This window comes from Streptomyces lichenis (assembly GCF_023218175.1).
GTDB classification, from domain to species: Bacteria; Actinomycetota; Actinomycetes; order Streptomycetales; family Streptomycetaceae; genus Streptomyces; species Streptomyces lichenis.
In genome coordinates this window covers 66,478-89,666 of the sequence record NZ_JALPTH010000021.1, presented here as the reverse complement: position 1 = coordinate 89,666, position 23,189 = coordinate 66,478, and the positions used below count along the sequence as shown (strand labels likewise).

General features: G+C 73.4%; 25 protein-coding genes. 14 read left to right on the top strand and 11 right to left on the bottom strand.

Annotated features, from left to right (window positions below):
* Positions 1-31 precede the first annotated feature (31 nt).
* A complete protein-coding gene (locus M1O15_RS21180) occupies positions 32-1,165 on the top strand; it encodes an Mrp/NBP35 family ATP-binding protein (RefSeq protein ID WP_248635674.1) in 1,134 nt (377 codons plus the stop codon).
* Positions 1,166-1,241: 76 nt separating this feature from the next.
* On the opposite strand, the gene M1O15_RS21175 is transcribed toward M1O15_RS21180, so the two are convergent.
* The 5 genes from M1O15_RS21175 to sigE all read right to left on the bottom strand — a co-directional run bounded on the left by M1O15_RS21175 (position 1,242) and on the right by sigE (position 6,534).
* Complete coding sequence (locus M1O15_RS21175; protein WP_248635673.1) at positions 1,242-1,934, bottom strand: hypothetical protein; 693 nt, start codon at positions 1,932-1,934, stop codon at positions 1,242-1,244.
* A gap of 233 nt (positions 1,935-2,167) precedes the next feature.
* Positions 2,168-2,614, bottom strand: a complete 447-nt coding sequence (locus tag M1O15_RS21170) for a sec-independent translocase (RefSeq protein ID WP_248635672.1) — start codon at positions 2,612-2,614, stop codon at positions 2,168-2,170.
* A 119-nt stretch (positions 2,615-2,733) separates the two neighbouring features.
* Positions 2,734-4,731: a S1C family serine protease gene (locus M1O15_RS21165; RefSeq protein WP_248635671.1), complete on the bottom strand. Its 1,998-nt coding sequence runs from the start codon at positions 4,729-4,731 to the stop codon at positions 2,734-2,736.
* A 118-nt stretch (positions 4,732-4,849) separates the two neighbouring features.
* Positions 4,850-5,770, bottom strand: a complete 921-nt coding sequence (locus tag M1O15_RS21160; RefSeq protein WP_248635670.1) for a zf-HC2 domain-containing protein — start codon at positions 5,768-5,770, stop codon at positions 4,850-4,852.
* A complete protein-coding gene (gene sigE, locus M1O15_RS21155; RefSeq protein WP_248635669.1) occupies positions 5,767-6,534 on the bottom strand; it encodes an RNA polymerase sigma factor SigE in 768 nt (255 codons plus the stop codon). The genes M1O15_RS21160 and sigE overlap by 4 nt, the downstream gene beginning before the upstream one ends.
* 317 nt (positions 6,535-6,851) lie before the next feature.
* Here sigE and M1O15_RS21150 point away from each other — a divergent pair, with 317 nt between their 5' ends.
* Positions 6,852-7,487 carry an O-methyltransferase gene (locus M1O15_RS21150; RefSeq protein WP_248635722.1) on the top strand — a complete coding sequence of 212 codons (636 nt, stop codon included), beginning with the start codon at positions 6,852-6,854 and terminating at the stop codon, positions 7,485-7,487.
* 139 nt (positions 7,488-7,626) lie between these two features.
* Here M1O15_RS21150 and M1O15_RS21145 read toward each other — a convergent pair whose 3' ends face one another.
* Positions 7,627-7,794, bottom strand: a complete 168-nt coding sequence (locus M1O15_RS21145) for a DUF3117 domain-containing protein (protein WP_181160481.1) — start codon at positions 7,792-7,794, stop codon at positions 7,627-7,629.
* A gap of 328 nt (positions 7,795-8,122) precedes the next feature.
* Here M1O15_RS21145 and chcB point away from each other — a divergent pair, with 328 nt between their 5' ends.
* Positions 8,123-8,911 carry a 2-cyclohexenylcarbonyl CoA isomerase gene (gene chcB / locus M1O15_RS21140; protein WP_248635667.1) on the top strand — a complete coding sequence of 263 codons (789 nt, stop codon included), beginning with the start codon at positions 8,123-8,125 and terminating at the stop codon, positions 8,909-8,911.
* A 339-nt stretch (positions 8,912-9,250) separates the two neighbouring features.
* On the opposite strand, the gene M1O15_RS21135 is transcribed toward chcB, so the two are convergent.
* Together M1O15_RS21135 and M1O15_RS21130 are read right to left on the bottom strand one after the other, a co-directional pair.
* Entirely contained in the window at positions 9,251-9,841 is a 591-nt protein-coding gene (locus M1O15_RS21135) for a DNA-3-methyladenine glycosylase I (RefSeq protein ID WP_308282377.1), read from the bottom strand.
* The gene (locus M1O15_RS21130) at positions 9,838-10,242 is read right to left on the bottom strand and encodes a DivIVA domain-containing protein (protein ID WP_248635665.1); all 405 of its coding nucleotides are present in this window, start codon (positions 10,240-10,242) and stop codon (positions 9,838-9,840) included. The genes M1O15_RS21135 and M1O15_RS21130 overlap by 4 nt, the downstream gene beginning before the upstream one ends.
* 125 nt (positions 10,243-10,367) lie before the next feature.
* Here M1O15_RS21130 and folP point away from each other — a divergent pair, with 125 nt between their 5' ends.
* Positions 10,368-11,228, top strand: a complete 861-nt coding sequence (gene folP / locus M1O15_RS21125) for a dihydropteroate synthase (RefSeq protein ID WP_248635664.1) — start codon at positions 10,368-10,370, stop codon at positions 11,226-11,228.
* Positions 11,229-11,244: 16 nt separating this feature from the next.
* On the opposite strand, the gene M1O15_RS21120 is transcribed toward folP, so the two are convergent.
* On the bottom strand, positions 11,245-12,018 hold the full coding sequence (locus tag M1O15_RS21120) for an LOG family protein (RefSeq protein ID WP_248635663.1): 774 nt from the start codon (positions 12,016-12,018) through the stop codon (positions 11,245-11,247).
* 208 nt (positions 12,019-12,226) lie between these two features.
* The gene (gene dapE, locus M1O15_RS21115) at positions 12,227-13,327 is read right to left on the bottom strand and encodes a succinyl-diaminopimelate desuccinylase (protein ID WP_248635662.1); all 1,101 of its coding nucleotides are present in this window, start codon (positions 13,325-13,327) and stop codon (positions 12,227-12,229) included.
* A 39-nt stretch (positions 13,328-13,366) separates the two neighbouring features.
* On the opposite strand from dapE, the gene M1O15_RS21110 reads away from it, so the two are divergent.
* Together M1O15_RS21110 and M1O15_RS21105 are read left to right on the top strand one after the other, a co-directional pair.
* A complete protein-coding gene (locus M1O15_RS21110) occupies positions 13,367-14,293 on the top strand; it encodes a VldE C-terminal domain-containing protein (protein ID WP_248635661.1) in 927 nt (308 codons plus the stop codon).
* 39 nt (positions 14,294-14,332) lie between these two features.
* Complete coding sequence (locus tag M1O15_RS21105) at positions 14,333-15,073, top strand: NUDIX hydrolase (protein WP_308282376.1); 741 nt, start codon at positions 14,333-14,335, stop codon at positions 15,071-15,073.
* 15 nt (positions 15,074-15,088) lie between these two features.
* On the opposite strand, the gene M1O15_RS21100 is transcribed toward M1O15_RS21105, so the two are convergent.
* A complete protein-coding gene (locus M1O15_RS21100; RefSeq protein WP_248635660.1) occupies positions 15,089-16,462 on the bottom strand; it encodes an NsdA family TPR-like regulatory protein in 1,374 nt (457 codons plus the stop codon).
* A 184-nt stretch (positions 16,463-16,646) separates the two neighbouring features.
* On the opposite strand from M1O15_RS21100, the gene M1O15_RS21095 reads away from it, so the two are divergent.
* The 8 genes from M1O15_RS21095 (at position 16,647) to M1O15_RS21060 (ending at position 23,075) form a co-directional block, all read left to right on the top strand.
* Complete coding sequence (locus M1O15_RS21095) at positions 16,647-17,438, top strand: 2-keto-4-pentenoate hydratase (RefSeq protein ID WP_248635659.1); 792 nt, start codon at positions 16,647-16,649, stop codon at positions 17,436-17,438.
* Positions 17,439-17,521: 83 nt separating this feature from the next.
* The gene (locus M1O15_RS21090) at positions 17,522-18,385 is read left to right on the top strand and encodes an acetaldehyde dehydrogenase (acetylating) (protein WP_248635658.1); all 864 of its coding nucleotides are present in this window, start codon (positions 17,522-17,524) and stop codon (positions 18,383-18,385) included.
* A 17-nt stretch (positions 18,386-18,402) separates the two neighbouring features.
* Positions 18,403-19,428, top strand: a complete 1,026-nt coding sequence (gene dmpG, locus M1O15_RS21085; RefSeq protein WP_248635657.1) for a 4-hydroxy-2-oxovalerate aldolase — start codon at positions 18,403-18,405, stop codon at positions 19,426-19,428.
* Positions 19,425-20,420, top strand: a complete 996-nt coding sequence (locus M1O15_RS21080; RefSeq protein WP_248635656.1) for a beta-ketoacyl-ACP synthase III — start codon at positions 19,425-19,427, stop codon at positions 20,418-20,420. The genes dmpG and M1O15_RS21080 overlap by 4 nt, the downstream gene beginning before the upstream one ends.
* Positions 20,410-20,640 carry an acyl carrier protein gene (locus tag M1O15_RS21075; protein ID WP_248635655.1) on the top strand — a complete coding sequence of 77 codons (231 nt, stop codon included), beginning with the start codon at positions 20,410-20,412 and terminating at the stop codon, positions 20,638-20,640. Before M1O15_RS21080 ends, M1O15_RS21075 begins: the two co-directional genes overlap by 11 nt.
* Positions 20,641-20,648: 8 nt before the next feature.
* A complete protein-coding gene (locus tag M1O15_RS21070) occupies positions 20,649-21,368 on the top strand; it encodes an HpcH/HpaI aldolase/citrate lyase family protein (protein ID WP_248635654.1) in 720 nt (239 codons plus the stop codon).
* Positions 21,365-21,940 carry a MaoC family dehydratase gene (locus M1O15_RS21065; RefSeq protein WP_248635653.1) on the top strand — a complete coding sequence of 192 codons (576 nt, stop codon included), beginning with the start codon at positions 21,365-21,367 and terminating at the stop codon, positions 21,938-21,940. The genes M1O15_RS21070 and M1O15_RS21065 overlap by 4 nt, the downstream gene beginning before the upstream one ends.
* Positions 21,906-23,075 carry a GNAT family N-acetyltransferase gene (locus M1O15_RS21060; RefSeq protein WP_248635652.1) on the top strand — a complete coding sequence of 390 codons (1,170 nt, stop codon included), beginning with the start codon at positions 21,906-21,908 and terminating at the stop codon, positions 23,073-23,075. Before M1O15_RS21065 ends, M1O15_RS21060 begins: the two co-directional genes overlap by 35 nt.
* Positions 23,076-23,189: the final 114 nt, after the last annotated feature.

The following is a 23,189-nucleotide window of genomic DNA, read 5'->3' as shown; positions in this document are numbered from 1 at the left end:
CGGCGGGCCCGGGCGCCGTACCATCGTCCCTATGGCTACGGAAGACGCGGTGCGCGAAGCACTGGCGACGGTGAACGACCCCGAGATCAACCGGCCGATCACCGAGCTGGGCATGGTCAAGTCGGTGGAGATCGGCGCGGACGGGACGGTCGCGGTCGCGGTCTACCTGACGGTCGCCGGATGCCCGATGCGCGACACCATCACCGCCCGGGTCACCGAGGCGGTCTCCCGCGTCGAGGGCGTCACCGGGGTCGAGGTCGAGCTCGACGTGATGGGCGACGAGCAGCGCAAGGAGCTGGCGGCGGCGCTGCGCGGCACCACCGCCGAGCGGGAGGTGCCGTTCGCCAAGCCGGGCTCGCTGACCCGGGTGTACGCGGTGGCCTCCGGCAAGGGCGGCGTCGGCAAGTCCTCCGTGACCGTGAACCTGGCGGCCGCGATGGCCGCCGACGGGCTGAAGGTCGGCGTGGTGGACGCCGACATCTACGGCCACAGCGTGCCGCGGATGCTGGGCGCGGACGGCCGCCCCACCCAGGTCGAGAACATGATCATGCCGCCCTCGGCGAACGGCGTGAAGGTCATCTCCATCGGCATGTTCACCCCGGGCAACGCGCCCGTGGTGTGGCGCGGCCCGATGCTGCACCGGGCGCTCCAGCAGTTCCTGGCGGACGTGTACTGGGGCGACCTGGACGTGCTGCTGCTGGACCTGCCGCCGGGCACCGGTGACATCGCGATCTCGGTCGCCCAGCTGGTGCCGAACGCGGAGATCCTGGTCGTCACCACCCCGCAGCAGGCGGCCGCCGAGGTCGCCGAGCGGGCCGGGTCGATCGCCGTGCAGACCCACCAGAAGATCGTCGGCGTGGTCGAGAACATGTCCGGCCTGCCCTGTCCGCACTGCGACGAGATGGTGGACGTCTTCGGCACCGGCGGCGGTCAGGCGGTCGCCGACGGGCTGACCCGGACCACCGGCGCCACCGTCCCGGTGCTCGGCCAGATCCCGATCGACGTACGGCTGCGCGAGGGCGGCGACGAGGGTCGCCCGGTGGTGCTCTCCGACCCCGACTCCCCGGCCGGTGCGGCGCTGCGCACCATCGCGGGCAAGCTCGGCGGCCGCCAGCGCGGTCTGTCCGGGATGTCGCTGGGCATCACCCCGCGCAACAAGTTCTGAGCCGACGCACCGAGCTACGAGGAAGGGGGCGGACCCGGGATCCCGGGTCCGCCCCCTTCGCCGTACGCACATGTCCTCAGCGGTACGAGGCGCTGTACTCCACCAAGTCCTCGACCACGGCGAAGCCGAGGCCGTAGGCGCTCATGCCGCGGCCGTACGCGCCGATGTGGGCGCCGCCCGCGGTGGTGCCGGCCAGCACCCAGCCGAACTCGGACTCGCGGTAGTGGAAGGGCACCGGCACCCCGTCCACCGGCAACGAGAGCGTGGTCCACTCCGGGCCGTCCAGGTCGTCGGCGAGCGCGAAGGCGGCCTCGGTCTGCTGCTCCAGCCAGTCGTCGCGCAGCGCGTGGTCGAGCTGTGGCGGCCAGGTGTACGCGAGGAGGCCCGAGCCGGCCAGCCAGGCGGCCGAGGAGACGCTGGTGGCGTCCAGCACCCCGGTGCCGTCTCCGGTGCGGCGCACGGGGCTGGCGGCGACCGTCACCACGGCGGTGAACCGCTCGTCGTCCGGTCCGGAGCCGTCCGGCCTTATCGACGGCTCCTCGCCGTGGCCGGTGGTGCCGTGCTGCACCGTGCCGTCGGCGGAGGTGCCGACCTGCATCAGCCAGCGCGGCCCGGTGAACGCCGCGTCCAGGCCGTACCAGGGGAAGGTCGCGCGCACGAAGCCCTCGACCACCTGCCGGCGCGCCGCGTCGGTCCCCGCGGACGCGGTGGTGGGTGGGGTGGGTGCGGGCGCGGGGCCCGCGGTCCCCACCCGACTCGTCGTCTCCATCTGCCCGGCCGCCTCCTCGTCACATGGAGTCCGGCAGGGCCCGTCCCATGGGCGTCCTCACAGCCGGACAGAGGGAGAGGATATCCACCCCGGGCGGACAGACTCCGGAAGCCCGGCCCCCGGGCGGTGTCGGGGAGCCTCAGACCGGTGTCGGGCCCCGACGGCCGCGAGCCCCGGGGGCTGTCGGCCATAAGCCTCTGGCTGCGGGCCCCGGGTGCCGTCGGCTCTCGGCCTCAGGTGGCGTCGGCGTCGAAGGGGGGGCGGTCGCCGGGGGCGGGGGGGTCGGTGCGCTTGCGCAGGTCGGGGGCGCCGGAGCTGCCGTTGACCGCCGCCGGGACGGAGGCGTCCGCCTCGCGGCTGTGCACCGCGTCGGCGACCTCGCCGATCTCCTTGCGCAGGTCGAAGCTGCCGCGGAGCTCCTTGAGCTCCTTCAGGTCCTCGTTCTCGGCGAGATGCTTGCGGATGAACGCCTTGGGGTTGAGGTCCTCGAACTCGAAGTCCTTGAACTCGGGCCCCAGCTCGGTGCGGATGTCCTGCTTGGCGTTCTCGGAGAAGTCCCGGATCTTGCGGACGAAGCCGGAGATGTCCTGGATCAGCTTCGGCAGCTTGTCCGGGCCGAAGATGAGCACGGCAAGGACCACGAGCACCACCAGCTCCAGTGCGCCTATGTCGTTGAACACCTTGCCGCTCCTCCACAGGGTCCGCCCGGTTCGGTCCGGGGCGCGCCGGGCCGTTCCACGGTACCTGGCCGCCCCGGCGGGGCGGTACCGCCCGGTCCCCGGACCGGGCGGCGGCGCGTTCAGTTGCCGGCGGAGCCCAGGGTCAGGGTCCTGGTCTCCTCCTTGCCGCCCCGCTCCAGGGTGAGCCGGAGGCGGTCGCCGGGGCGGTGGGCGCGGATCTTGACGATCAGCTCCTCGCCGCTGTGCACCCGCTCCCCGTCCACTTGGGTGATGACGTCGCCCGAGCGGATGCCGGCCTTGGCGGCCGGGCCGTCCGGGACCACGGACGGGGCGCCGTCCTGGCCCTTGGTGCCGACCTTCGCGCCGTCGCCGGTGTACTTCATGTCGAGGCTGACCCCGATGACCGGATGGGTCGCCTTGCCGGTGTTGATCAGCTCCTCGGCGACCCGCTTGCCCTGGTTGATCGGGATCGCGAAGCCCAGCCCTATCGACCCGGCCCGGCCGCCCTCCGAGCCCGAGCCGCCGTCGGCGGCCCGGATGGCGCTGTTGATGCCGATGACCCGGGCCCGGTCGTCGACCAGCGGGCCGCCGGAGTTGCCGGGGTTGATCGGCGCGTCGGTCTGGAGGGCGTCGACATAGCTGATGTCGCTGCCGTCCCCCTCCTCGCCGCCCGCGGTGATCGGCCGCCCCTTGGCGCTGATGATCCCGGAGGTCACGGTGTTCTGGAGGTCGAAGGGGGCGCCGATCGCCACCACCGGGTCGCCGACCCGGACACTGTCGCTGTTGCCCAGCGGCAGCGGCTTCAGCCCGGAGACGCCTTTGACCTTGATCACGGCCAGGTCGTAGCCCGCGTCCTTGCCGACCAGTTCGGCGGCGGCCGTCTCGCCCCCGCTGAAGGTGACCGCGATCTCCCCGGAGCTGCCCGAGGGGTCCACCACATGGTGGTTGGTGAGGATGTGGCCGCGCTTGTCGAGTACGAAGCCGGTGCCGGTGCCCTGTTCGCCGCCGCCGCTGACATGGATGGTCACCACGCTGGGCAGCGCGCTGGCCGCGATCCCGGCGACGCTGCCGGGTGCCCGGCCGGTGTCCTCGCGGGCGGCCTGCGGCAGTTCCACGGTGGTCAGCCCGCCGTTGCGCTCGATGTAGGCGCCGACGCCGCCGCCGACCACCCCGGCGAGCGCGGCGAACACCAGCGCGCCGGCCACTCCGAGCAGCCGCCGCCGGCGCCGGGGGGCCCGTCCCGGACCAGGATCACCGGTGTGGGTGAACGGCTGCCGCGGCGGCGGTACGGACGCGGCCCCCGGGGCGTTCCACGGGTCGTACTGGAGCCACTGGGAGGGGGCATGTCCGCCCCCGGGCCGCGCAGCTACGGCCGGGGGCGCGGGCTGCGGCGCGGGCTCGGGGTGCCCGGTCGCGGGCCCCGGTACGCCCGAGTGCGCGGGCGGGGCGTGACCGGCCCCGGGCCCCGGTACGGCCGGCGGCGGCCCGGCCGGCGGCTGGAGCGGCTGCGGCGCGGGCTCGGGGTGCCCCGTCGCGGGCCCCGGTACGCCCGAGTGCGCGGGCAGGGCGTGACCGGCCCCGGGCCCCGGTACGGCCGGCGGCGGCCCGGCCGGCGGCTGGAGCGGCTGGGGCGCGGGCCCCGGCTGCCCGGCGGCGGCCGACGCGCTCGGGGCGTGCCCGGGCGGCGGGGCCGGAGCGGGTACGGGTACGGGGCTGCCGTGCGGCGGGGTCGGCGCGGGGCGCTGTACGGGGGGTGCGGGCGCCCAGGGGCCGGGCTCCCCGTAGGGCGGGGTGCGGTACTCGTCCGGCTCGTGCAGCGGCTGCGGGCGCTCCCCTGAAGGCGCCTCCGAGGCGGCGGGCGGGGGCCCGGCCGCGGCAGCTCCGGCAACCGCCTGGGGCTTGTCCACAGCGGCGGCGGGCGGCGGCCCGGCCGCGGCGGTCCCGGCAGCCGTCGGGGGCTCATCCGCCGGGGCCTCATTCGCCGGAGCGGCGGGCGGCGGGTCCACCGAAAGGGCGGCCGTGTCGGCGGGAGCCGCCGGCGGGGGCGTGGTGGGCCGCGGTGGCGCGGGGCGGCTCCACCACGCCGGTGTGCTTCCCGTGGGCTTCCCGTCGTCCATGCTCTCCCCGCTGCCTGCCCTCACCCGAACGCACCACTGGGCGCGCTGCCCTGGATTCAACCAGGTTCCGCGCGCCCGGTGGAGGACGACCGGTGCGGGGCGACCGGTTCCGGACCGGTCAGCGCCGGCCGGTGGACGGCCGCGAAACGGAGGACGCGTCCTGTGCGGCGGAACGGGCCGGGCCCGGCCCGGAGACCGCGGCCAGATAGGGCCCCTGCCCGGCGGGCCGCACCAGCGGCGGGGCCACGGGGGCGTTGAGCACCCCGGTCCCGGCGCCCGGGTGGGTCGCCGTGAGGAACGGCGGCGCACCGGTGCGCAGCGGGGCCGCGGGCTGCTGGACCGCCCGGGCCGGGACGCCCGTCGGCGGCGCGGGCCGCTCGGCGGAGCCGGAGCCGCGGCGCCGGCCGGGGTCGCTGCCCTGCTGCTGGCCGGGTGAGCGCACCGGGGTGACGTTGCTTCCGGTGCCCTCGCCGCGGACGTCGACCGGGGCGGCCGCGGGCAGGGCGCCGCCCAGGGCGATGGCAGCGAAGGACACCGCACTGGCCGCGGTCAGCGCGAACCGCCGGCCGCGCCACGGGGAGCGCTCCGCCTCGCGGCGGGCCACCTCGTGGATCTCGTGGATGGGGAAGCCCTCACCGCGCCCGCCCGGGAGGGCGGAGGCGGCCGCGTACTCCAGCGGGCCGGGGCTCATTCCGTACCCTCCCCCGTCGGCCCGGTCGGTGGCGAAAGGGCTTCGCCGCCGGCCGAGGGGCCCCGGCGGTCCGCCGAAGGGGCCCGGGGGTCCGCCGTCGTCTCCCGGAGCACCCCCGGGCAACCCCTGGAGGCGTGCGAGCAGCCCCGCGGAGGGCGGCGGGGGCGCGGCCTGGGCGAAGACGCTCTTCAGCCGGCGCTGGGCGTCGGCCTCGGCCTTGCAGCGGGCGCAGGTCGCGAGGTGGGCGAGGCACCGCTCACGGGTGTCATGGCCGAGCTCGCCGTCGACGAGGGCGGCGAGACGGTCCCCGAGGTGGTCGTCCGCCGGGGTGGGTCCTGTGCCGCTCACGCCGTACCGACCTCCCCCGTCAGGGCGGCGAAGGCCCGCTGCTCGGCCCGGGCCTCGGGCGAACGGTGCTGGAGGGCCTTGCGCAGATGGGAGCGGCCGCGGTGGATGCGGCTGCGGACGGTGCCGAGCTTCACCCCGAGGGTGGCGGCGATCTCCTCGTACGACAGCCCTTCGATGTCGCACAGCACCACGGCGGCGCGGAACTCCGGCGCGAGGGTGTCCAGCGCCTGCTGGACGTCGGCGTCGAAGTGGGTGTCCTGGAAGATCTGCTGGGCGTCCGGCTCCTTGCTGGGCAGCCGCTCCGCCGCGTCGTCGCCGAGCGAGTCGAAGCGGATGCGCTGCTTGCGGCGCACCATGTCCAGGAAGAGGTTGGTGGTGATGCGGTGCAGCCAGCCCTCGAAGGTGCCGGGCGTGTAGGTGGACAGCGAGCGGAAGACGCGGACGAACACCTCCTGGGTGATGTCCTCGGCGTCGTGCTGGTTGCCGCTCAGCCGGTAGGCGAGGCGGTAGACGCGGCCGCTGTGGGTGCTGACGATCTCCTCCCAGGTCGGAGGAGCCCACGCCTGCGATTCCGCGTCCGATGCGAAGGTCGCGGTGGTGGGCGCGGAGGCGGCGGGCATGGAACGGTCAGCGGTGTCGGTCACGGATTTCGGCTCACCCGCCGACCCTAGGAAGCGCCGCAACCGCGACCCGCCCCGGTGTCCCGCAGGAACAGCCGCACCTCCCCTGTCGGCTCTGGTGGTGTCCAGTGGAGCCCCTACCATAGCCACCCCGTCCGTTAGCTCCGGATAAGAATCTTTACGCGCATTTGGGACGGGCTTCGCGGTGCGGTGCCGGGGCTGCCGGCGCGGTGCCGGAACAGTGCCGGATCGGACCGTCCGCCGGGCCCGGTGACGGCCCCGTTTCCGTCCCGATCCCGGTCCCGATCACCGGCCTGATCACCGGCTCGATCCCGGTCCCGGTCCCCGTCCCGTTCTCCACCCTGTCTCCCACCCTCTTCCAACGCGTACTCCCATCTGCGGGTTCCCGGCGCCGAACGGATACAGTCACCGTTGCCGAACTACGGGGACGGGAGAGGGTCATTACCGCCAACCGGCAGACGAGCTGGGCGTTCGCCGACGCCTTTGTCGCCGAGGACGAAGCACTGCGCTGGGCCCGGGACCGGGCCCGCGAGGCAGGGCTGCCCTCGGTGTCCCCGGGCACCGGCGCCGCGCTGCGGATGCTGGCGGCGACGGCGGACGCCAAGGCGGTGGCCGAGATCGGCACCGGGACGGGGGTGTCCGGGATCTATCTGCTGCTCGGGATGCGCCCCGACGGGGTGCTGACCACCGTGGACCCGGAGCCGGAGCGGCAGCAGTTCGCCCGGCAGGCGTTCCGGGCGGCCGGCTTCGCGGGCAACCGGGCGCGGTTCATCCCGGGCCGGGCGCTGGATGTGCTGCCGCGGTTGGCGGACGGCGGATACGACCTGGTGTTCTGCGACGGCGACCGTACGGAGAGCCTGGACTATCTCGCTGAATCGTTGCGCCTGCTCCGCCCCGGCGGACTGGTCTGCTTCGAGGGGGTCTTCGCGGACGGCCGCACGGTGGACTCGGCGGCCCAGCCGCCGGAGGTGCTGCGGCTGCGGGAGCTGCTGCGGGCGGTCCGGGAGAGCCCGGAACTGCTGTCCTCCCTGCTGCCGGTCGGGGACGGCCTCCTCTGCGCTGTGCGCCGCCCCTGAGGCTCCCGGGAAACCCGGAGGAACCCGGGGAAACACGACCGCCCCGGCACGGTGTGTACCGTGCCGGGGCGGACCCACAGAAGTGGCGCTTCGAGAACCGTGGAGGGCTGCGGCGCTGCGGCGCCGCGGGCTTCGGCGCTTAGACGACGACGTTGTTCAGTGCGTCGCCGAGGGCGCGAGCCTCGTCCGGGGTCAGCTCGACGACAAGCCGACCGCCGCCTTCGAGCGGAACGCGCATGACGATGCCCCGCCCCTCCTTGGTCACCTCGAGCGGGCCGTCGCCCGTCCGCGGCTTCATGGCCGCCATGCTCGTTCCCCTTCCTGAAACCAGCTCATCGTCAGCCGACGGCCCTCTGGCATGGGCACACCTCACCGGCGTCGAACACCTTGCTACCCGCTCATTATCCCGCATGGCCGCACCCGATGACCAACATCGGGCGGCATCGCTTGGGCAACGCGCTTTCGCAAAAGCGCATAATTCGGCGATCCGCCTGCGATACTGCGCCCCCGCCGCGAGGCGGCCGGAGGGCCTTCCTTTGACGCAGGTCACACCCGGGGCCGCGTTCCGGGGCCCGATGATCTCCGCCATGCTGGGCGGGACAACGCCGTCACCGAGCGAGGGGACCTGAAGATCCATGGCCGACACCGTGCTGTACGAGGTGACCGACGGACTGGCGACGATCACGCTGAACCGGCCCGAGGCCATGAACGCGCTGAGCGTCGAGGCCAAGGAGGCGCTGCGGGAGGCCCTGCGGGCGGCGGGCGGGGACGAGGCGGTGCGCGCGGTGCTGCTGACCGCGACGGGCCGGGCGTTCTGCGTCGGGCAGGACCTCAAGGAGCACATGGGGCTGCTCGCCGAGAACGCGGACTCCGTGATGAGCACGGTGGCCGAGCACTACAACCCGATCGTGCGGGCCATCGCGGGCATGCCGAAGCCGGTGGTGGCCGGGGTGAACGGGGTGGCCGCGGGCGCCGGGTTCGGCTTCGCGCTGGCCGCGGACTACCGGGTGGTCGCCGACACCGCCTCCTTCACCACCGCGTTCGCCGGGGTGGCGCTCACCGCGGACTCCGGCGTCTCCTGGACGCTGCCCCGGGTGGTGGGCCCCGGGCGCGCCGCCGAGCTGCTGTTCTTCCCGCGGTCCATCCCGGCGCAGGAGGCGTACGAGCTGGGCATCGCCAACAAGGTGGTGCCGGCCGCCGAACTGGCCGAGCAGTCCCTCGCGGTGGCCCGCACCCTGGCCGCCGGACCGACCCTCGCCTACGCCGCGATCAAGGAGTCCCTGGCCTACGGCGCCGGGCACGGCCTGGACGAGGCCCTGGACAAGGAGGGCGAGCTCCAGATGCGCGCGGGCGCCTCCGAGGACCACGCCATCGCGGTCCGCGCCTTCGTCGCCAAGGAGAAGCCGGTCTACCAGGGCCGCTGAGGGGGCGGCTGCCGCCGCCGAGGACCGGGGTGACCACCGGGGGCGCCGGGGCCGCCTGGGGCGCCGGGACGGCCGCCGAGCGCCGGGGTGACCGCCGGGGCGCGGGGCCGGGCCCGCCGAAGGAACGGGCGGCGGCACCTTGGCCGTACCGCCACCCCGGCCCGTACGACCACCCGGGCGCCGGGCGACACCCCGGGCAGGGCCGCCGAAGGCCGGGGCCGCTGGGGGTACGGCCCTTGGCCCCGGGGCCGCCGCCTCAGGCGCCGTGCCTGCCGGGCCCGTACCGCGGCTCCGGGCGCCGCGTCTCCCCCGTACCGCCGCCCTCCGGCCCTCGGAACGTCAGACGATCGCGCCGCCTCGGGCGGCGCAGTCGGTCAGGTGGTCGTCGACGAGGCCGCAGGCCTGCATGAGGGCGTAGGCGGTGGTGGGGCCGACGAAGCGGACTCCGCGGCGTTTCAGTTCCTTGGCCAGGGCGGTGGACTCGGGGGTGACCGCGGGCACGTCGGCGAGGGTGCGGGGGGCGGGGCGGGCGGCCGGGGCGGGGGCGTGGGACCAGATCAGCTCGTCCAGCTCGCCGGGGGCCCACTCGGCGAGCCGGCGGGCGTTGTCCAGGCAGGCGTCGATCTTGGCGCGGTTGCGGATGATGCCGGGGTCGGCCAGCAGCCGCTCCCGGTCGGCGTCGGTGAAGGCGGCGACCTCGGGAATGCGGAAGCCGGCGAAGGCGCGACGGAAGCCTTCGCGGCGGCGCAGGATGGTGATCCAGGACAGCCCGGACTGGAACGCCTCCAGCGACAGCCGCTCGTAGAGGGCGTCGTCGCCGTGGACGGGACGGCCCCACTCCTCGTCGTGGTAGGCGGTGTAGTCCTCGCTGGAGATCCCCCAGGGGCAGCGGGGACGGCCGTCCGGGCCGGGTACGGCGCCGCCGGTCACCGGTCGTCCCCGGGCTCGGTGGCGTCCGCGTCCTGCGGGCCCTCGGCGGGACGGGCGAGGGGCTTGTCGAACATGCCGGGGGCGCCGGACCGGTCCGCGGCGGTGGCCTGCGCCCCGGCGAGGGCGGCCTCCAGCTGGGCGATGCGGGCGTCCCGTTCGGCCAGTTCGGCGCCGAGGCGGCCGAGGACGTCGTCCACGTCGGCCATCCGGTAGCCCCGGGCCGTCACCGGCAGCCGCAGCGCATCGATGTCCGCCCGGGTCGCCGGGCGGGTCGGCGGCAGCGGGTCGGTCAGCTGCTCGGGCGCCGCCTCCGGCAGCACCTCGCTCTCGCCTCCGCCGACGACCGCGAGGGTGACCGCGGCGATGACCACCACCATCGCGATCAGCAAGAACCAGAACACAGGCGTGCCTTCCCCGGGGAGCGGAACTCGTCTCAGCCCTGATCGTGCCATGAGGCGCCGACGGCTAGGGTTCCAGGCGACAGCGGGAGCGGCGACAGAGCCGGGATCAGCGAGGACGGAGCGGCATGCTGCGCTTGGGACGGCGGGAGTTCGACACCCGCGAACCGGTGGTGATGGCCATCGTGAACCGGACCCCGGACTCCTTCTACGACCAGGGCGCCACCTTCGCCGACGAGCCGGCGCTCGCCCGGGTCGAGCAGGCGGTGGCCGAGGGCGCGGCGATCGTGGACATCGGCGGGGTGAAGGCCGGGCCCGGCGAGGAGGTCTCCGCCGAGGAGGAGGCGCGCCGCACGGTCGGCTTCGTCGCCGAGGTGCGCCGCCGCCACCCGGATGTGGTGATCAGCGTGGACACCTGGCGCCACGAGGTGGGCGAGGCGGTCTGCGAGGCGGGCGCCGATGTGCTCAACGACGCCTGGGGCGGGGTCGACCCCAAACTGGCGGAGGTGGCGGCTCGTTACGGGGCGGGGCTGGTGTGCACCCACGCGGGCGGCGCCGATCCGCGGACCCGGCCGCACCGGGCGGCGTACGAGGATGTGATGGCCGATGTGCTCCGGGTGACCCTGGGGTTGGCCGAGCGGGCCGTGGCGCTGGGCGTGCGGCGGGACGGGATCATGATCGACCCCGGCCATGACTTCGGGAAGAACACCCGGCACAGCCTGGAGGCGACCCGCCGGCTCGGCGAGATGACGGCGACCGGCTGGCCGGTGCTGGTCTCGCTCTCCAACAAGGACTTCGTCGGCGAGACGCTGGACCGCCCGGTCAAAGAGCGGGTGGTGGGCACCCTGGCCACCACGGCCGTCTCGGCCTGGCTGGGCGCCCAGGTGTACCGGGTGCACGAGGTGGCGGAGACCCGCCAGGTGCTGGACATGGTGGCCTCGATCGCCGGCCACCGTCCCCCGGCGGTCGCCCGCCGGGGGCTGGCCTGACGGCCGGTGGACCCGCCTACGGCGTGTTGGGGCCGGTCTCCTTGGTGACCAGGGCGACCGCCTCGTCCACGTCGTCGGTGACATGGAACAGCAGCAGGTCCCGCTCGGAGGCCTTGCCCTGGGCGACCACGGTGTTCTTCAGCCAGTCGACCAGACCCGACCAGTAGGCGGTGCCGAAGAGCACGATCGGGAAGCGGGTGACCTTGCGGGTCTGCACCAGGGTGAGCGCCTCGAACAGCTCGTCCAGGGTGCCCAGGCCCCCCGGCAGGACCACGAAGCCCTGCGCGTACTTCACGAACATCGTCTTCCGCACGAAGAAGTAGCGGAAGTTGACGCCGATGTCGACATGCGGGTTGAGCCCCTGCTCGAAGGGGAGCTCGATGCCGAGCCCGACCGAGACGCCCTTGCCCTCCCGGGCGCCCCGGTTGGCGGCCTCCATGGCGCCGGGCCCGCCGCCGGTGATCACCGCGAACCCGGCGTCCACCAGGGCCCGGCCGATGCGGATGCCCGCGTCGTACTCCGGACTGTCCTGCGGGGTGCGGGCGGAGCCGAAGACGCTGATGGCGCTCGGCAGTTCGGCGAGGGCGCCGAAGCCCTCCACGAACTCCGACTGGATGCGCATCACCCGCCACGGGTCGGTGTGCACCCACTGGCTGTCGCCGCCGTCGGTGTCCAGCAGCCGCTGGTCCGTGGTGCCGGGCTGCATCTGCTCCCGGCGGCGCACCACCGGCCCCAGCCGCTGCTCGGCGAGCGCGCGCAGTCCATCCGCCTCGGCCTCGGGGTTCCCCATGACCTGACTCCCTCCGCTGACCTTCGTTCTCCGCTCAGGGTAGGCCGGGGAAGATGGAGATTCGGGAAATTACGAAGGTCAGGGAGTCGGGGAGCGGGCGGAGGCCCGGAGACACGGGTCCTCAGGATGCCCGGGGACACGGGTCCTCAGGATGCCCGGGGACACGGGCCCCCGAGCTGCCCGGGGCGGACGGCGGGCGCCCCCGGTGTCAGGCGGTGAGCCAGTCGTACAGCCGCCGCTCGCAGTGGGTGATCCGCTCCACCGCCACCCGCTCGTCCCGCTTGTGGGCGAGCAGCGGTTCGCCGGGGCCGTAGTTGACCGCGGGCACGCCCAGCGCGCTGAACCGGGAGACGTCGGTCCAGCCGAACTTGGGCTTGGCGGCGCCGCCCACCGCGGCCATGAAGGCGGCCGCCGCGGGGTGGGAGAGGCCGGGCAGGGCGCCGCCGGTGTGGTCGTCCACGGTGATCTCGGCCACCCCGCAGTCCGCGAACACCTCGCGGACGTGCGCCTCCGCCTCCGCCATGGAGCGGTCCGGCGCGTAGCGGTAGTTGACGGTGACCACGCACGCGTCGGGGATGACGTTGGTGGCCACCCCGCCCTCGATGCCGACCGCGTTCAGCCCCTCGTGGTACTCCAGCCCGTCGATCACCGGCCGGCGCGGCTGGTACGCGGCGAGCTTCGCCAGGATCGGCGCGGCGGCGTGCACCGCGTTGGAGCCCATCCAGGAGCGCGCGGAGTGCGCCCGCTCACCGGTCAGCCGCAGCTTGACCCGCAGGGTGCCCTGGCAGCCGCCCTCCACCTCGCCGTCGGACGGCTCCAGCAGGATGGCGAAGTCCCCGGCCAGCCAGTCGGGGTGGGCCTCGGCCACGTGCCCGAGGCCGTTGAGGTGGGCGGCGACCTCCTCGTTGTCGTAGAAGACGAAGGTGAGGTCGCGGTTGGGGGCGGGCACGGTGGCGGCGATCCGCAGCTGGACGGCCACCCCGGACTTCATGTCGGAGGTGCCGCAGCCCCAGAGCACGCCCTCCTCGTCCAACCGGGAGGGCACGTTGTCCGCGATGGGCACCGTGTCGATGTGCCCGGCGAGCACCACCCGCTCCGGCCGGCCGAGGTCGGTGCGGGCCACCACGTTGTTGCCGTGCCGGTCCACCCTCAGGTGCGGAAGGGCGCGCAGGGCCTCCTCGATGGCGTCGGCGAGCGGCTTCTCGGTGCCGCTGATCGACGGGAAGTCCACCAGGGCGGCGGTCAGCGCCGGGCCGTCCAGGGTCAGGTCGAGGGCCGCGGGAACGTGGTCAGGCTGGGTCTCGGACATGGCGCCGAGCCTATCCGCCGCCTCCAGTACGGTGGCCTGGTGTCCGAGCCCCACCCCCTCCCCCGCCGCCGTCCGCTCCGTCTGGCCGCCGCGTTCGCCGTGCTGCTGGCGCTGATCGGCTATGTCCTGGCGCAGTATCTGACCGGCGCCAAGGGCAGCCCCTCCTGTGAGGTGGCCGACGGCGGAGGCCGCTACCGGTTCGATCCCGAACAGGCCTCCAACGCGGCGGTGATAGCGGCGGTCGGCACCACCCGGGGCATGCCGGAGCGGGCGGTGACCATCGCCCTGGCCACCGCGCTCCAGGAGTCGGGGCTGCGCAACATCGACTACGGCGACCGGGACTCGCTCGGGCTGTTCCAGCAGCGGCCCTCGCAGGGCTGGGGCACCGAGCGGCAGATCATGGACCCGGTGTACGCCTCCGGGGAGTTCTACGAGCACCTGGACGAGGTCCCGGGGTACTCGCGGATGCCGCTGACGGTGGCCGCGCAGCGGGTGCAGCGCAGCGGCTTCCCCCAGGCGTACGCCAAGCACGAGCCGGACGCCGCACTGCTCGCCGCCGCCCTGACCGGCCGCACCCCGGCCTCGCTGACCTGCGACCGGGGCGCGGAGGCGGTCCCGGCCGGCGACCCGGCGAAGGTACGGGCGGAGCTGCGCCGGGCCTTCGGCCCCGCCGTACTGCCCAAGGCCGGTACCGGCGCGGTGCTCTCGGTCCCGGCCGCCCCGGCGGCGGGCGGTGCCTCCGGCGCCCCGGACACCGAGCCGTCGGCCCCGGGCAGCCGCCGCGGCTGGGAGCTGGCCCACTGGGCGGTGGCCCGGGCGCACTCCCTGGGCATCGCCGAGGTGTCCTACGCGGGCCGCGTCTGGACCGCCGAACGCTCCTCCGAGGGCTGGCGCACCGTCACCGCCCGCCCCGGCCCGGACGGCTCCACCGACACGGTCCGCATCACGGCGGCGCCGGCGCGGTAGGCGACCGGCCATGGCCTGAGGGGCCTTTACGATCAGCGGGTGACCGACTCCTCGCCCGCCATGGGCGTCGATCTCTTCGAGGCCGAGCGGCTTCTGCTGTCCGAGGCCGTGGAACCGCCGCTGACGCCTCAGGACGCGGCCGCCCGGGACCAGGTATGGGAGACGGCGGTCCGGGCCAACCCGAGCCTCTTCGACGGACCGGTGGTGGCCTGTGGAGGGTTGCGGTGGGCGGGGCCTCGCGTCTTGCGCCTGTCCTGGGTTCGTGTGACGTACCGGCACTACGCCCTGCGCCGGGTCCCGGGCGCGAGCGCGCTGCCCTCGCTGTTCGTGAACGTGGTCCAGCCGACCCCTGACGGCCGTGTCCTGGCAGCGAGGATGTCGCCCTCAACGGCCGCCCCGGGCCGCTGGCAACTGCCAGGAGGATCCGTCGAGCCCCCACAGGAGGGCAGGACCCTGGACGAGTCGGCACTGGCCGGGCAGGCCGCCAGGGAGCTGGCGGAGGAGTTGGGGATCGTCGCGGCCGCGACGGATCTGAGGCTGTGGGCGGTCACCCGCGGCGAGAACGGCAGCGTCGGCCTGACCTACCTCGCCCCGGCCCTCCCCGAGGCGGCACTGCGCGCTGGCTTCACCGCCGCCGCAGAGGCCGACCGCGTTCACGGGCGGGCCCCCGAACTCGACGACGTGGCCCTGGTCCGCTCACCGGACGAGCTGGCCGGCCTGGCCGGTCCCCACGCGGACTATCTGGCCCCCCTCGTCCGTCGTCACTCCGAGCGCGTCTGAGGGCTCCAACGGCACTCAGGCCCCGTTGAGGAAGTCGCGTCCCCGTTCGTCCAGCTCGGCCACGCACCGCAGGCCGCGGGCCTGGAAGCGTACGAGGTCGCCGCGCATACGGGAGACGGCCTTGCGGGTACGGACGGAACGCACGCCGCCCATGTGGTCGATGGCCCGGTGCCAGGTGTCGCAGGCCTGCTCGATGCGGCCGCCCTTGAGGTGCATCTCGGCACCCGCGACCAGATCCAACGCGACGATCCGCGCATAGGTGCCGGCCGGACGGGCCGCTGCGGCCAGCGTGTAGTGCGCGGCGGCGGCATGGTGATCCCCGAGAGTCTCGTGGACCTTGGCGGTGCGGGAGTGCACCGAGGCAGCAGGCGGCCCCCAGGCCAGCGCCCAGAACGGCACCTCGTCACCAGGAGCACCGGCCAGCAGGGTGCGGGCGTGCTCGGCCTCGGCGAGCGCCTCGCGACGCCTGCCGCTCTTGACCAGGGTGTGGGCATGGACGACACGGAAGAGAGCTTCGGTCTGCGCGTCCACACGTCCCTTGGCCCTGCTCAGTCCGGTCTCGGCCAAGCCCAGGCAGTGCTCGGGGTGATGGAGCTTGAGTCCCTGCATGGCCATGGTCCGCATCACGAAGCCGTCATGCCCACGCAGGCCGGACTCGGCGGCAAGAGCGTAGGACTGCAGGTAGTAGCGCTGAGCGAGGCCCTGCTGCCCGGCGTCGTAGGACTTCCAGCCCAGCAGGTGGACGCCACGACTGGCGGCGGAGAGCATCTGCCGGCGGGCCTCGTCGGTCCGGAACCGGGCCCGGCACAGCGGCGCGACATCATCACGGAGGTAGGTGACAAGGGCGCTGCGACCGTGCTGTCCGCCATGGCGTTCATCGATCTCGGAGAAGGCGCTGATCATGTCGCGGACGGCGGCGACTTCGGCCATGCCGGCGGTGTGGCCGGTGCGGGCGGCGGCGGTGCGGGCGGCGATGTCCCGGACATCGGTCAGGGGCAGGGCCGCGGCCGCCACGGAGTAGGCGGAGGCGGTCAGGAGGCGGCGGCGGTCCAACTCGTACCTCCACATCGGCATCAGGACGTCCAGAGGGTCGTTTTCGAGGGACAGGCCGATGGTGTCATCCTCCGCCCCCGCCATGGAGGGCAGACCGAGGTCCGCGGCGGTCAGGAGGCGGCCCAGGCGCCGGGAGAGTGCGACCGCGAGAAACGTGGAGGTGTCCCCGCGAGGCACGGAACCCGAGATCCAGTGCTCCACGTTGGACTTGTTCGTCCGTAAGCGTGCACCGCATTCGACGGCCACCGCGCACACTGCCTTGGCCAGCGCCTCGTAGGTGAGGCCGGACTCGGCCACAAGAGCGCTGAGCTGGACATTCGGCGTGCGCGTGGTCATGAGCACCTGCCTGCGTATACGGGATATACCGCTTGGCTTGCCCGCCACCGTACCGCCGCGAGCGGTCCGCCGGTTGACTCTTCATCAGGCCCGGCCCCGGCGGCCGGGCGGGTGACATCTCACTGCTGCTCCCGTGCCACGTCTGCGCACGGCTAGGCGGACCTGTGTTCCGAAAGGGATCTCCATGGACGACCTGGATGACCGCTGGATCGCCACGACAGCGTCGGCTCTGCTGGCGGCGGAGTACGACCGCCTCCCGATCGAGGCGCTGAGCCTCCGGTGGCCGAGCCTGTCGCTGGAGAGCGCCTACCGGGTGCAGGCCGCGTCCATCCGGCGGCGCATCGCCGATGGCGCTCGCATCGTCGGCCACAAGGCCGGGGTCACTTCGCAAGCCATGCAGGAGCAGATGGCCGTCGACGAGCCGGACTCGGGCGTCCTGCTGGACGACATGATGCTGCCCACCGGCAGCACCCTGACCCGGTCCGCACTGATGCAGCCGCGGGTGGAAGCGGAGCTCGCCTTCCGGCTCGGCAGCGACCTGGCGGGCCGGAATGTCGGCGAGGACGAGGCTCGGGCAGCGGTGAAGGAGGTGTTCCTGGCCCTGGAAGTGATCGACACGCGGTTCACCGACTGGCGCATCACGGTGGCGGACAGCGTCGCCGACAACGCGTCCTGTGCTCGGGCCGTCACCGGACCTCCGGTTCCCTTGAACGGCGACATGGATCTGGCCGACGAGCCGCTGGTCGTCAGCGTCAACGGCGCCGCCGTCGCCACCGGGGAGGGCCGTGCCGTCCTGGGCGATCCACTGCGCGCCCTGATGTGGCTCGCAGAGCGGCTGCATCACTTCGGCGACAGGCTGCGGGCCGGGCAGTTGGTCTTGGCCGGGGCCGTGCACGCCAGCCTCCTCCTGGAACACCGGACCACGGTATGCGCGCGTTCTCTCCATCTGCCGCCGGTCGAGCTGCACGTCCGCTGACCAGCGGACCCCGGCTCTCCCATGGCACCCCGCACCCCCTGGACACCACCCCTGCCCCCTCCCAGCAAGCGAAGGAGCGGCCGATGGCTGCTGACACACGGCGCCGCGTCGCCGTACTCGGTGCGGGCCTGATCGGGATCGATCTCGTCGACAGAGTCCACCGCTCCGCAAAGCTGGACCTGGTCCTGGTGGCGGGCCGCGGCCAGAACAGCCTGGGCCTTCACCGGGTGGCGGAACTGGGCTACCCGACGGCTGCCGGTGGTATCGGTTCCGTGGTGGAGGCCGGGCCCTTCGACGTGGTCTTCGACGCCACCAACGCAGACAGCCACGCCGAGCACTGGGCGGCCCTGCGTCCCACCGGCGCCACCCTGATCGACCTGACCCCCACGGGCCTGGGCACCGTTGTCGTCCCGGGCGTCAGCCCGCACTACCCGGTCGCCAGCCGGCACCTGAACCTCGTCAGCTGCGGCGGGCAGGCAGCCATCCCAGTCCTGCACGCCGTGTCGCGCCACTGCGCCCCCACCTATGTCGAGGTGGTCGCCACCGGGGCCGCTGCCAGCGCGGGCCGGGCCACCCGCCGGAACCTGGACCAGTACATCGACACCACCTCCGCCGCGATCCGTGCCTTCACCGGCACCGAGGACGTGAAGGTGATGGTCAATCTCAGCCCCGCCCGGCCCGCTCCACCCTTCCGGGTGGCCATCACCGCCCTCGCCGACGGATTCAGCCCCGCCCATATCCGTACGAGCATCGCGGCCATCGCCGACACCGTCCGCGGCTACGCGCCCGGGTTCGAGGTGACCTCGCTCGCCATGGGATCCGGCCGCATCTCGGTCGCCGTGCAGGTGACCACCTCAGGCCGTCGCCTGCCCCACCACGCCGGAAGTGTCGACATCATCAACGCCGCCGCCGTCCTGCTCGCCGAGCAGTCGGCCGCTGCCCTTTGAAGGAAGGAATCCCGCCTGTGGACACCACCGCGCACGAGCGGCCCCGGGTGCTTCTCCACGACCCGACGTTGCGGGACGGCCAGCACGCGGTCGGCCACCAGCTCGACGCCGGCCAGCTCCGCGCCTACGCCATCGCCGCGAACGCCGCCGGCGTGCCGGTGGTGGAGGTCGGCCATGGCAACGGGCTGGGCGCCTCCAGCCTCCAGATCGGTCGAGCGGCTCTCGACGACGCCACGATGCTCACCACCGTCCGCGAGACCCTCACCTCGTCGCGGATGGGTGTCTTCATGGCGCCCGGCTGGGGCACCGCGAAGGATATTGCCGCCGCCGTCCGCCACGGCGCCGACATCGTACGGATCGCAGCGCACTGCACCGAGGCCGACGTCACCGAGCGCCATCTCGACGTGGTCCGCGAACTCGGTGCCGAAGCTCAGGGCGTTCTGCTCATGAGCCACATGGCCGAGCCTCGCAAGCTCGCCGAACAGTGTGCCCTGATGGTGCGGTTCGGCGCACAGGCCGTCGGCATCATGGACTCCGCGGGCTACTACCTCCCGGCGGACGTCACCGAACGTGTGGCCGCCATCGCCTCCGCCGTCGACGTGCCGTTGATCTTCCACGGACACAACAACCTGGGCTTGGCCGTGGCGAACAGCCTGGCCGCCGTGGACGCCGGGGCGTCCGTCATCGACGCGACGGCCCGCGGGTTCGGCGCCGGTGCCGGCAACACCCAGCTCGAAGTCCTCGTGGCGGTCCTCGACCGCCGGGGCGTCAGCACCGGGATCGGTCTGCGAGAGGTACTGGCCGCCGCCGACATCGCCGCCGCGCGCGTGATGAAGGCCCCGCCGTCCATCGACTCGACCGCTGTGGCCAGCGGCCTGGCCGGGGTGTTCTCCGGTTTCAAGCGGCCCGTTCTGGAGGCCGCCCGCGCCGGAGGCGTCGATCCGATCGACCTGTTCCTCGCCCTCGGCGAGAGGCAGGTCGTCGCCGGGCAGGAGGACCTGATCACCGATGTCGCCCGCCGACTCAAGGTGGCCACCGGATGACCGCCGAAGCGGTGGTGGTCTGCGGAGTCGGCGCCGCGCTGCCTTCGCGCTCTGTCTCGAACACCGAGCTGACCACGCGGCTGGACACCACGGACCAGTGGATTCGCTCGCGGACCGGAATCGTCCAGCGGTACGTGGCCGGATCGGAACTGTCCACGAGCGACCTCGCGGTGCGTGCGGCCCGCCAGGCGCTCGCCTGCGGCGGAACCGAAAGGGCGGAGGTCCTGGTGGTGGCGACGACCACCCCGGACCGCTGCTGCCCGGCTGTCGCGCCCACCGTGGCGACACGGCTGGGACTGACCGGCATCCCCGCATATGACCTCGCGGCCGGCTGCACCGGCTTTCTGTACGCCCTCGCCACCGCGGCCGGTCTCATAGCCGGCGGCACCGCGTGCACCGCACTGGTCGTCGGCGCCGACCGCCTGGCCACCCTGCCGGATCCCGAGGACCGGGCGACCGTCCCACTCTTCGGCGATGGTGCCGGGGCCGTAGTGCTTCGGGGCGGAGGCGCGAACGAGGCGGGGGCACTCGGTCCGGTGATCCTCGGCAGCGACGGCACCGGCGCGGACCTGATCCGGGCCTCCCGACCCAGTGCTCTGCGCATGGACGGAGCCGACGTCTTCCGGCACGCGGTCGACCGCATGTCCACCACCGCCCGCGAGGCCGCCGCCGCCGTCGGATGGAGCCTCGGGGACGTCGACCGCCTGGTCCCACACCAAGCCAACAGCCGCATCACCTCCTTCGTCGCCCGCCGACTCGGCGTCCGCGAGGACCGTCGGCTCGGCAACGTGGCCGAGGTCGGCAACACCGGCGCCGCCTCCATCCCACTTCTCCTGGCCGACGCAGCAGCCAAAGGCCGCCTCCGATCCGGCCACCGCACCCTGCTGACCGCGTTCGGCGCCGGACTGACCTTCGGCGCTGTCGCCCTCACCTGGCCGACCCTCCCCGCTCACCCGCCCTTCGGGCGGAAAGGACCTGGACATGACCAGTGACCTCACCCGCATCCTGATCGACGACCTCAGACTGCCCGCCGAACGCCTCACCGACGACACCACACTCGACGACGCCGGATTCGACTCACTCGCCCTCGTCGAACTGTCCGTCCTGCTCGGCGACCGCTACGGCATCGATGTCAACGACGACGCCATCAGGGGCGCCGCCACCCTCGGCCGACTCGACCTGCTCATCGCCGCCAAGCGCAGCGGAAGGTGAAGTCCCCCATGACCAGCACCAGCCGCCCGCCAGGACGAGCCTGGATCATCACTCCCGGGCTGCACCAGCACCGCTTCGTCAGTGCGCAGAGGTCCGGCGCCGCGGTCGCCGTCGTCGACATCGAGGATTCTGTCGCCCTCCCCGACAAGCAGACCGCTCGTACCGCGTCGGAAGCCTTCTTCGCCCTCACTGATCCGCCGTGCACCCTCGGCATCCGCATCAACAGCCTCACGACGGTCGAGGGCTTCAAAGACCTCATTGCCCTGGCCGCCTACACCGCCCGGGCCGACCTCATCGTGGTCCCCAAAGTGGAGTCCCCGCGTGATGTCGAACTCGTCGCCGCCGCACTGGACGCCGACGGTTACACCCCCGGCATCTGGGCCCTGATCGAAAGTCCCCGGGCCTTCGACATCCTCCCGGCGATCATGCACGCGCCCCGGCTCGGCGGCGTCGTCTTCGGCTCTGCCGACTATGCCGCCTCTGTCCGCTGCGGCCTGGACTGGGATGCCCTCCACTACGCCCGGTCGGCGCTCGTCAACGCCGCAACCGCCGCGAACATCCCCGCCATCGACGCCCCCACCTCCGAGGAGATCGCCCGGGCCCGCGCCATCGTCACCGCCGCCGACGCCAGCGGCGGCACGGTGACAGCCGTGGACGGGCAGATGTGCGGCACGCCCTTCTTCGAGGCCGCCCGCGCGATCATCGCCGACGCGGACCGTATGCCGTGAACCCCGACCCGCCTCACGGTTACCGCCGGATCGGCGAGCTCCGCGTCCGGGAGAACGTCGGCCTGTCCTACGGAGAACTCTTCCCCGGCCTGACCATCGAGCACCGTCCCGGCCGCACCGTCACCGAACTCGACAACCTCCTCGGCGCCGCCCTGAGCGGGAATGTCGCCCCCATTCACACCGACGCCCATCACAGCAGCCAGACCCCATGGGGACGCATCCTGGTCTGCTCCGGTGTCACCCTCAACCTGGTGGCCGGCATGACCGTCCGCAGCATCAGCGGCCTGACCATCGCCAACCTGGCCGTCGACCGGGTGCGATTCACCGCCCCTGTCCACCTCGGCGACACGCTGTACGCCCAGACGGAGATCCTCAGCCGCCGGTCCTCCCGGAGCCGTCCCGGCACCGGGGTCATCACCTGCCTCACCACCGCCCACAACCAGGACGACATCGGCGTCATGGCCTTCGTCCGCACCTTCCTCCTCCCCTTGGACGCCGACGCCGTCCGCGACGCCACCCGCTACCAGAAGGGGGATCATGGACCAGCAGCCGGCCTTCTTCCCGGCCGATGACGGCCTGTGGGAGCAGTACGACCAGCTCGCCACCCGTGCCTACGGGCACGCCATCGGTGACATCACCCACCTACGCGAGCACGCCGACCTCCGGGTCGCCGTCCGGGACGGCCGGGTCGTCGCCGGTGGCCTCGGCCTCCTCGTCGGGCAGTTCTTCGGCGGCGTCCCCGTCCCCAGTGCCTGCCTCGGCGACGGCTGCGTGGCCCCGGAGGAACGCGGCGACCACCTCGCCGCCGACCTGGCGAGGGAACGACTGCGGCCTCTGATCGAACGCGGCGCCGTGATCTCCGCCGTCGTGACCTCGTCCACCGGCTATGCCCGCCGCCTCGGCTGGGAGGCTCCCACCAGTGTCTTCGCGTGGACCGTGGCCACCGACGACCTCAGGAACTCCTTCGCCGACGATGGCTTCGAGGTGGAACACGGACTGACCGGTGGCACAGCGGCCCTCCAACGCGACCTCGCCAGTCGGTGGAACGGCCCCGTCCACCGGCCTTCCTGGTGGACCCGGTGGAAGCAGGACAAGAGCAACCTCACCGGCTACCGCTTCGCCCGCTCCGGCCACCCCGCGGCCGGTCTGCTGAGTCTCACCACCCAACGACACGAGCGGCACGGCATGGGCTTGGTCGTCCATGACTTCTGGGCGGACAGCCGCGCGGTCGCCTCCGCCATGATGGCCTTCCTCGGCCGCCACAACACCCGCGCCCGCACCATCACCTTCCGTCGCGGTGCCCTTCCGCCCGACCCGACTCTCCTTCACGGGCTCCGCCATCACCGCACCACCGCTGACGCCTGGCACCCGTGGATGCTCCGTATCCTCGACATCCCCGAGGCCATCCGGCTGCGTGGGTGGCCCACCGAGCTCACCACTGCCGTACCGATCGAGATCGAGGGCGAGACCGGCGGGCGGGAGCGGTGGCTTCTGTCGATCGAGGCCGGAGCAGCCGAGATCGTCCCGACCCGCGTCAGGGGACAGGTGACCTTCACACAGCGGCAGCTCGCGGTCTGGTACGCCGGCGGTTACCGGTCCACCACTTCGGCCCGCATGGACGGCGTCAACGCCGTATCGGAGCGGGCACTCGCCGCTCTTCTCCACAGCACCGCCCAGTACGAACCCTGGTTGCCCGACCACTTCTAGCAGCACTGTCGACTGCCGCGCCCCCGGACCGTACGGGAATCGAAACCGGACTCGGCCGTACGTCCAGGGGCTCACTCGTGCGGGGTCCGCCCGGGGTGCCCGCGCCCCTCGGCT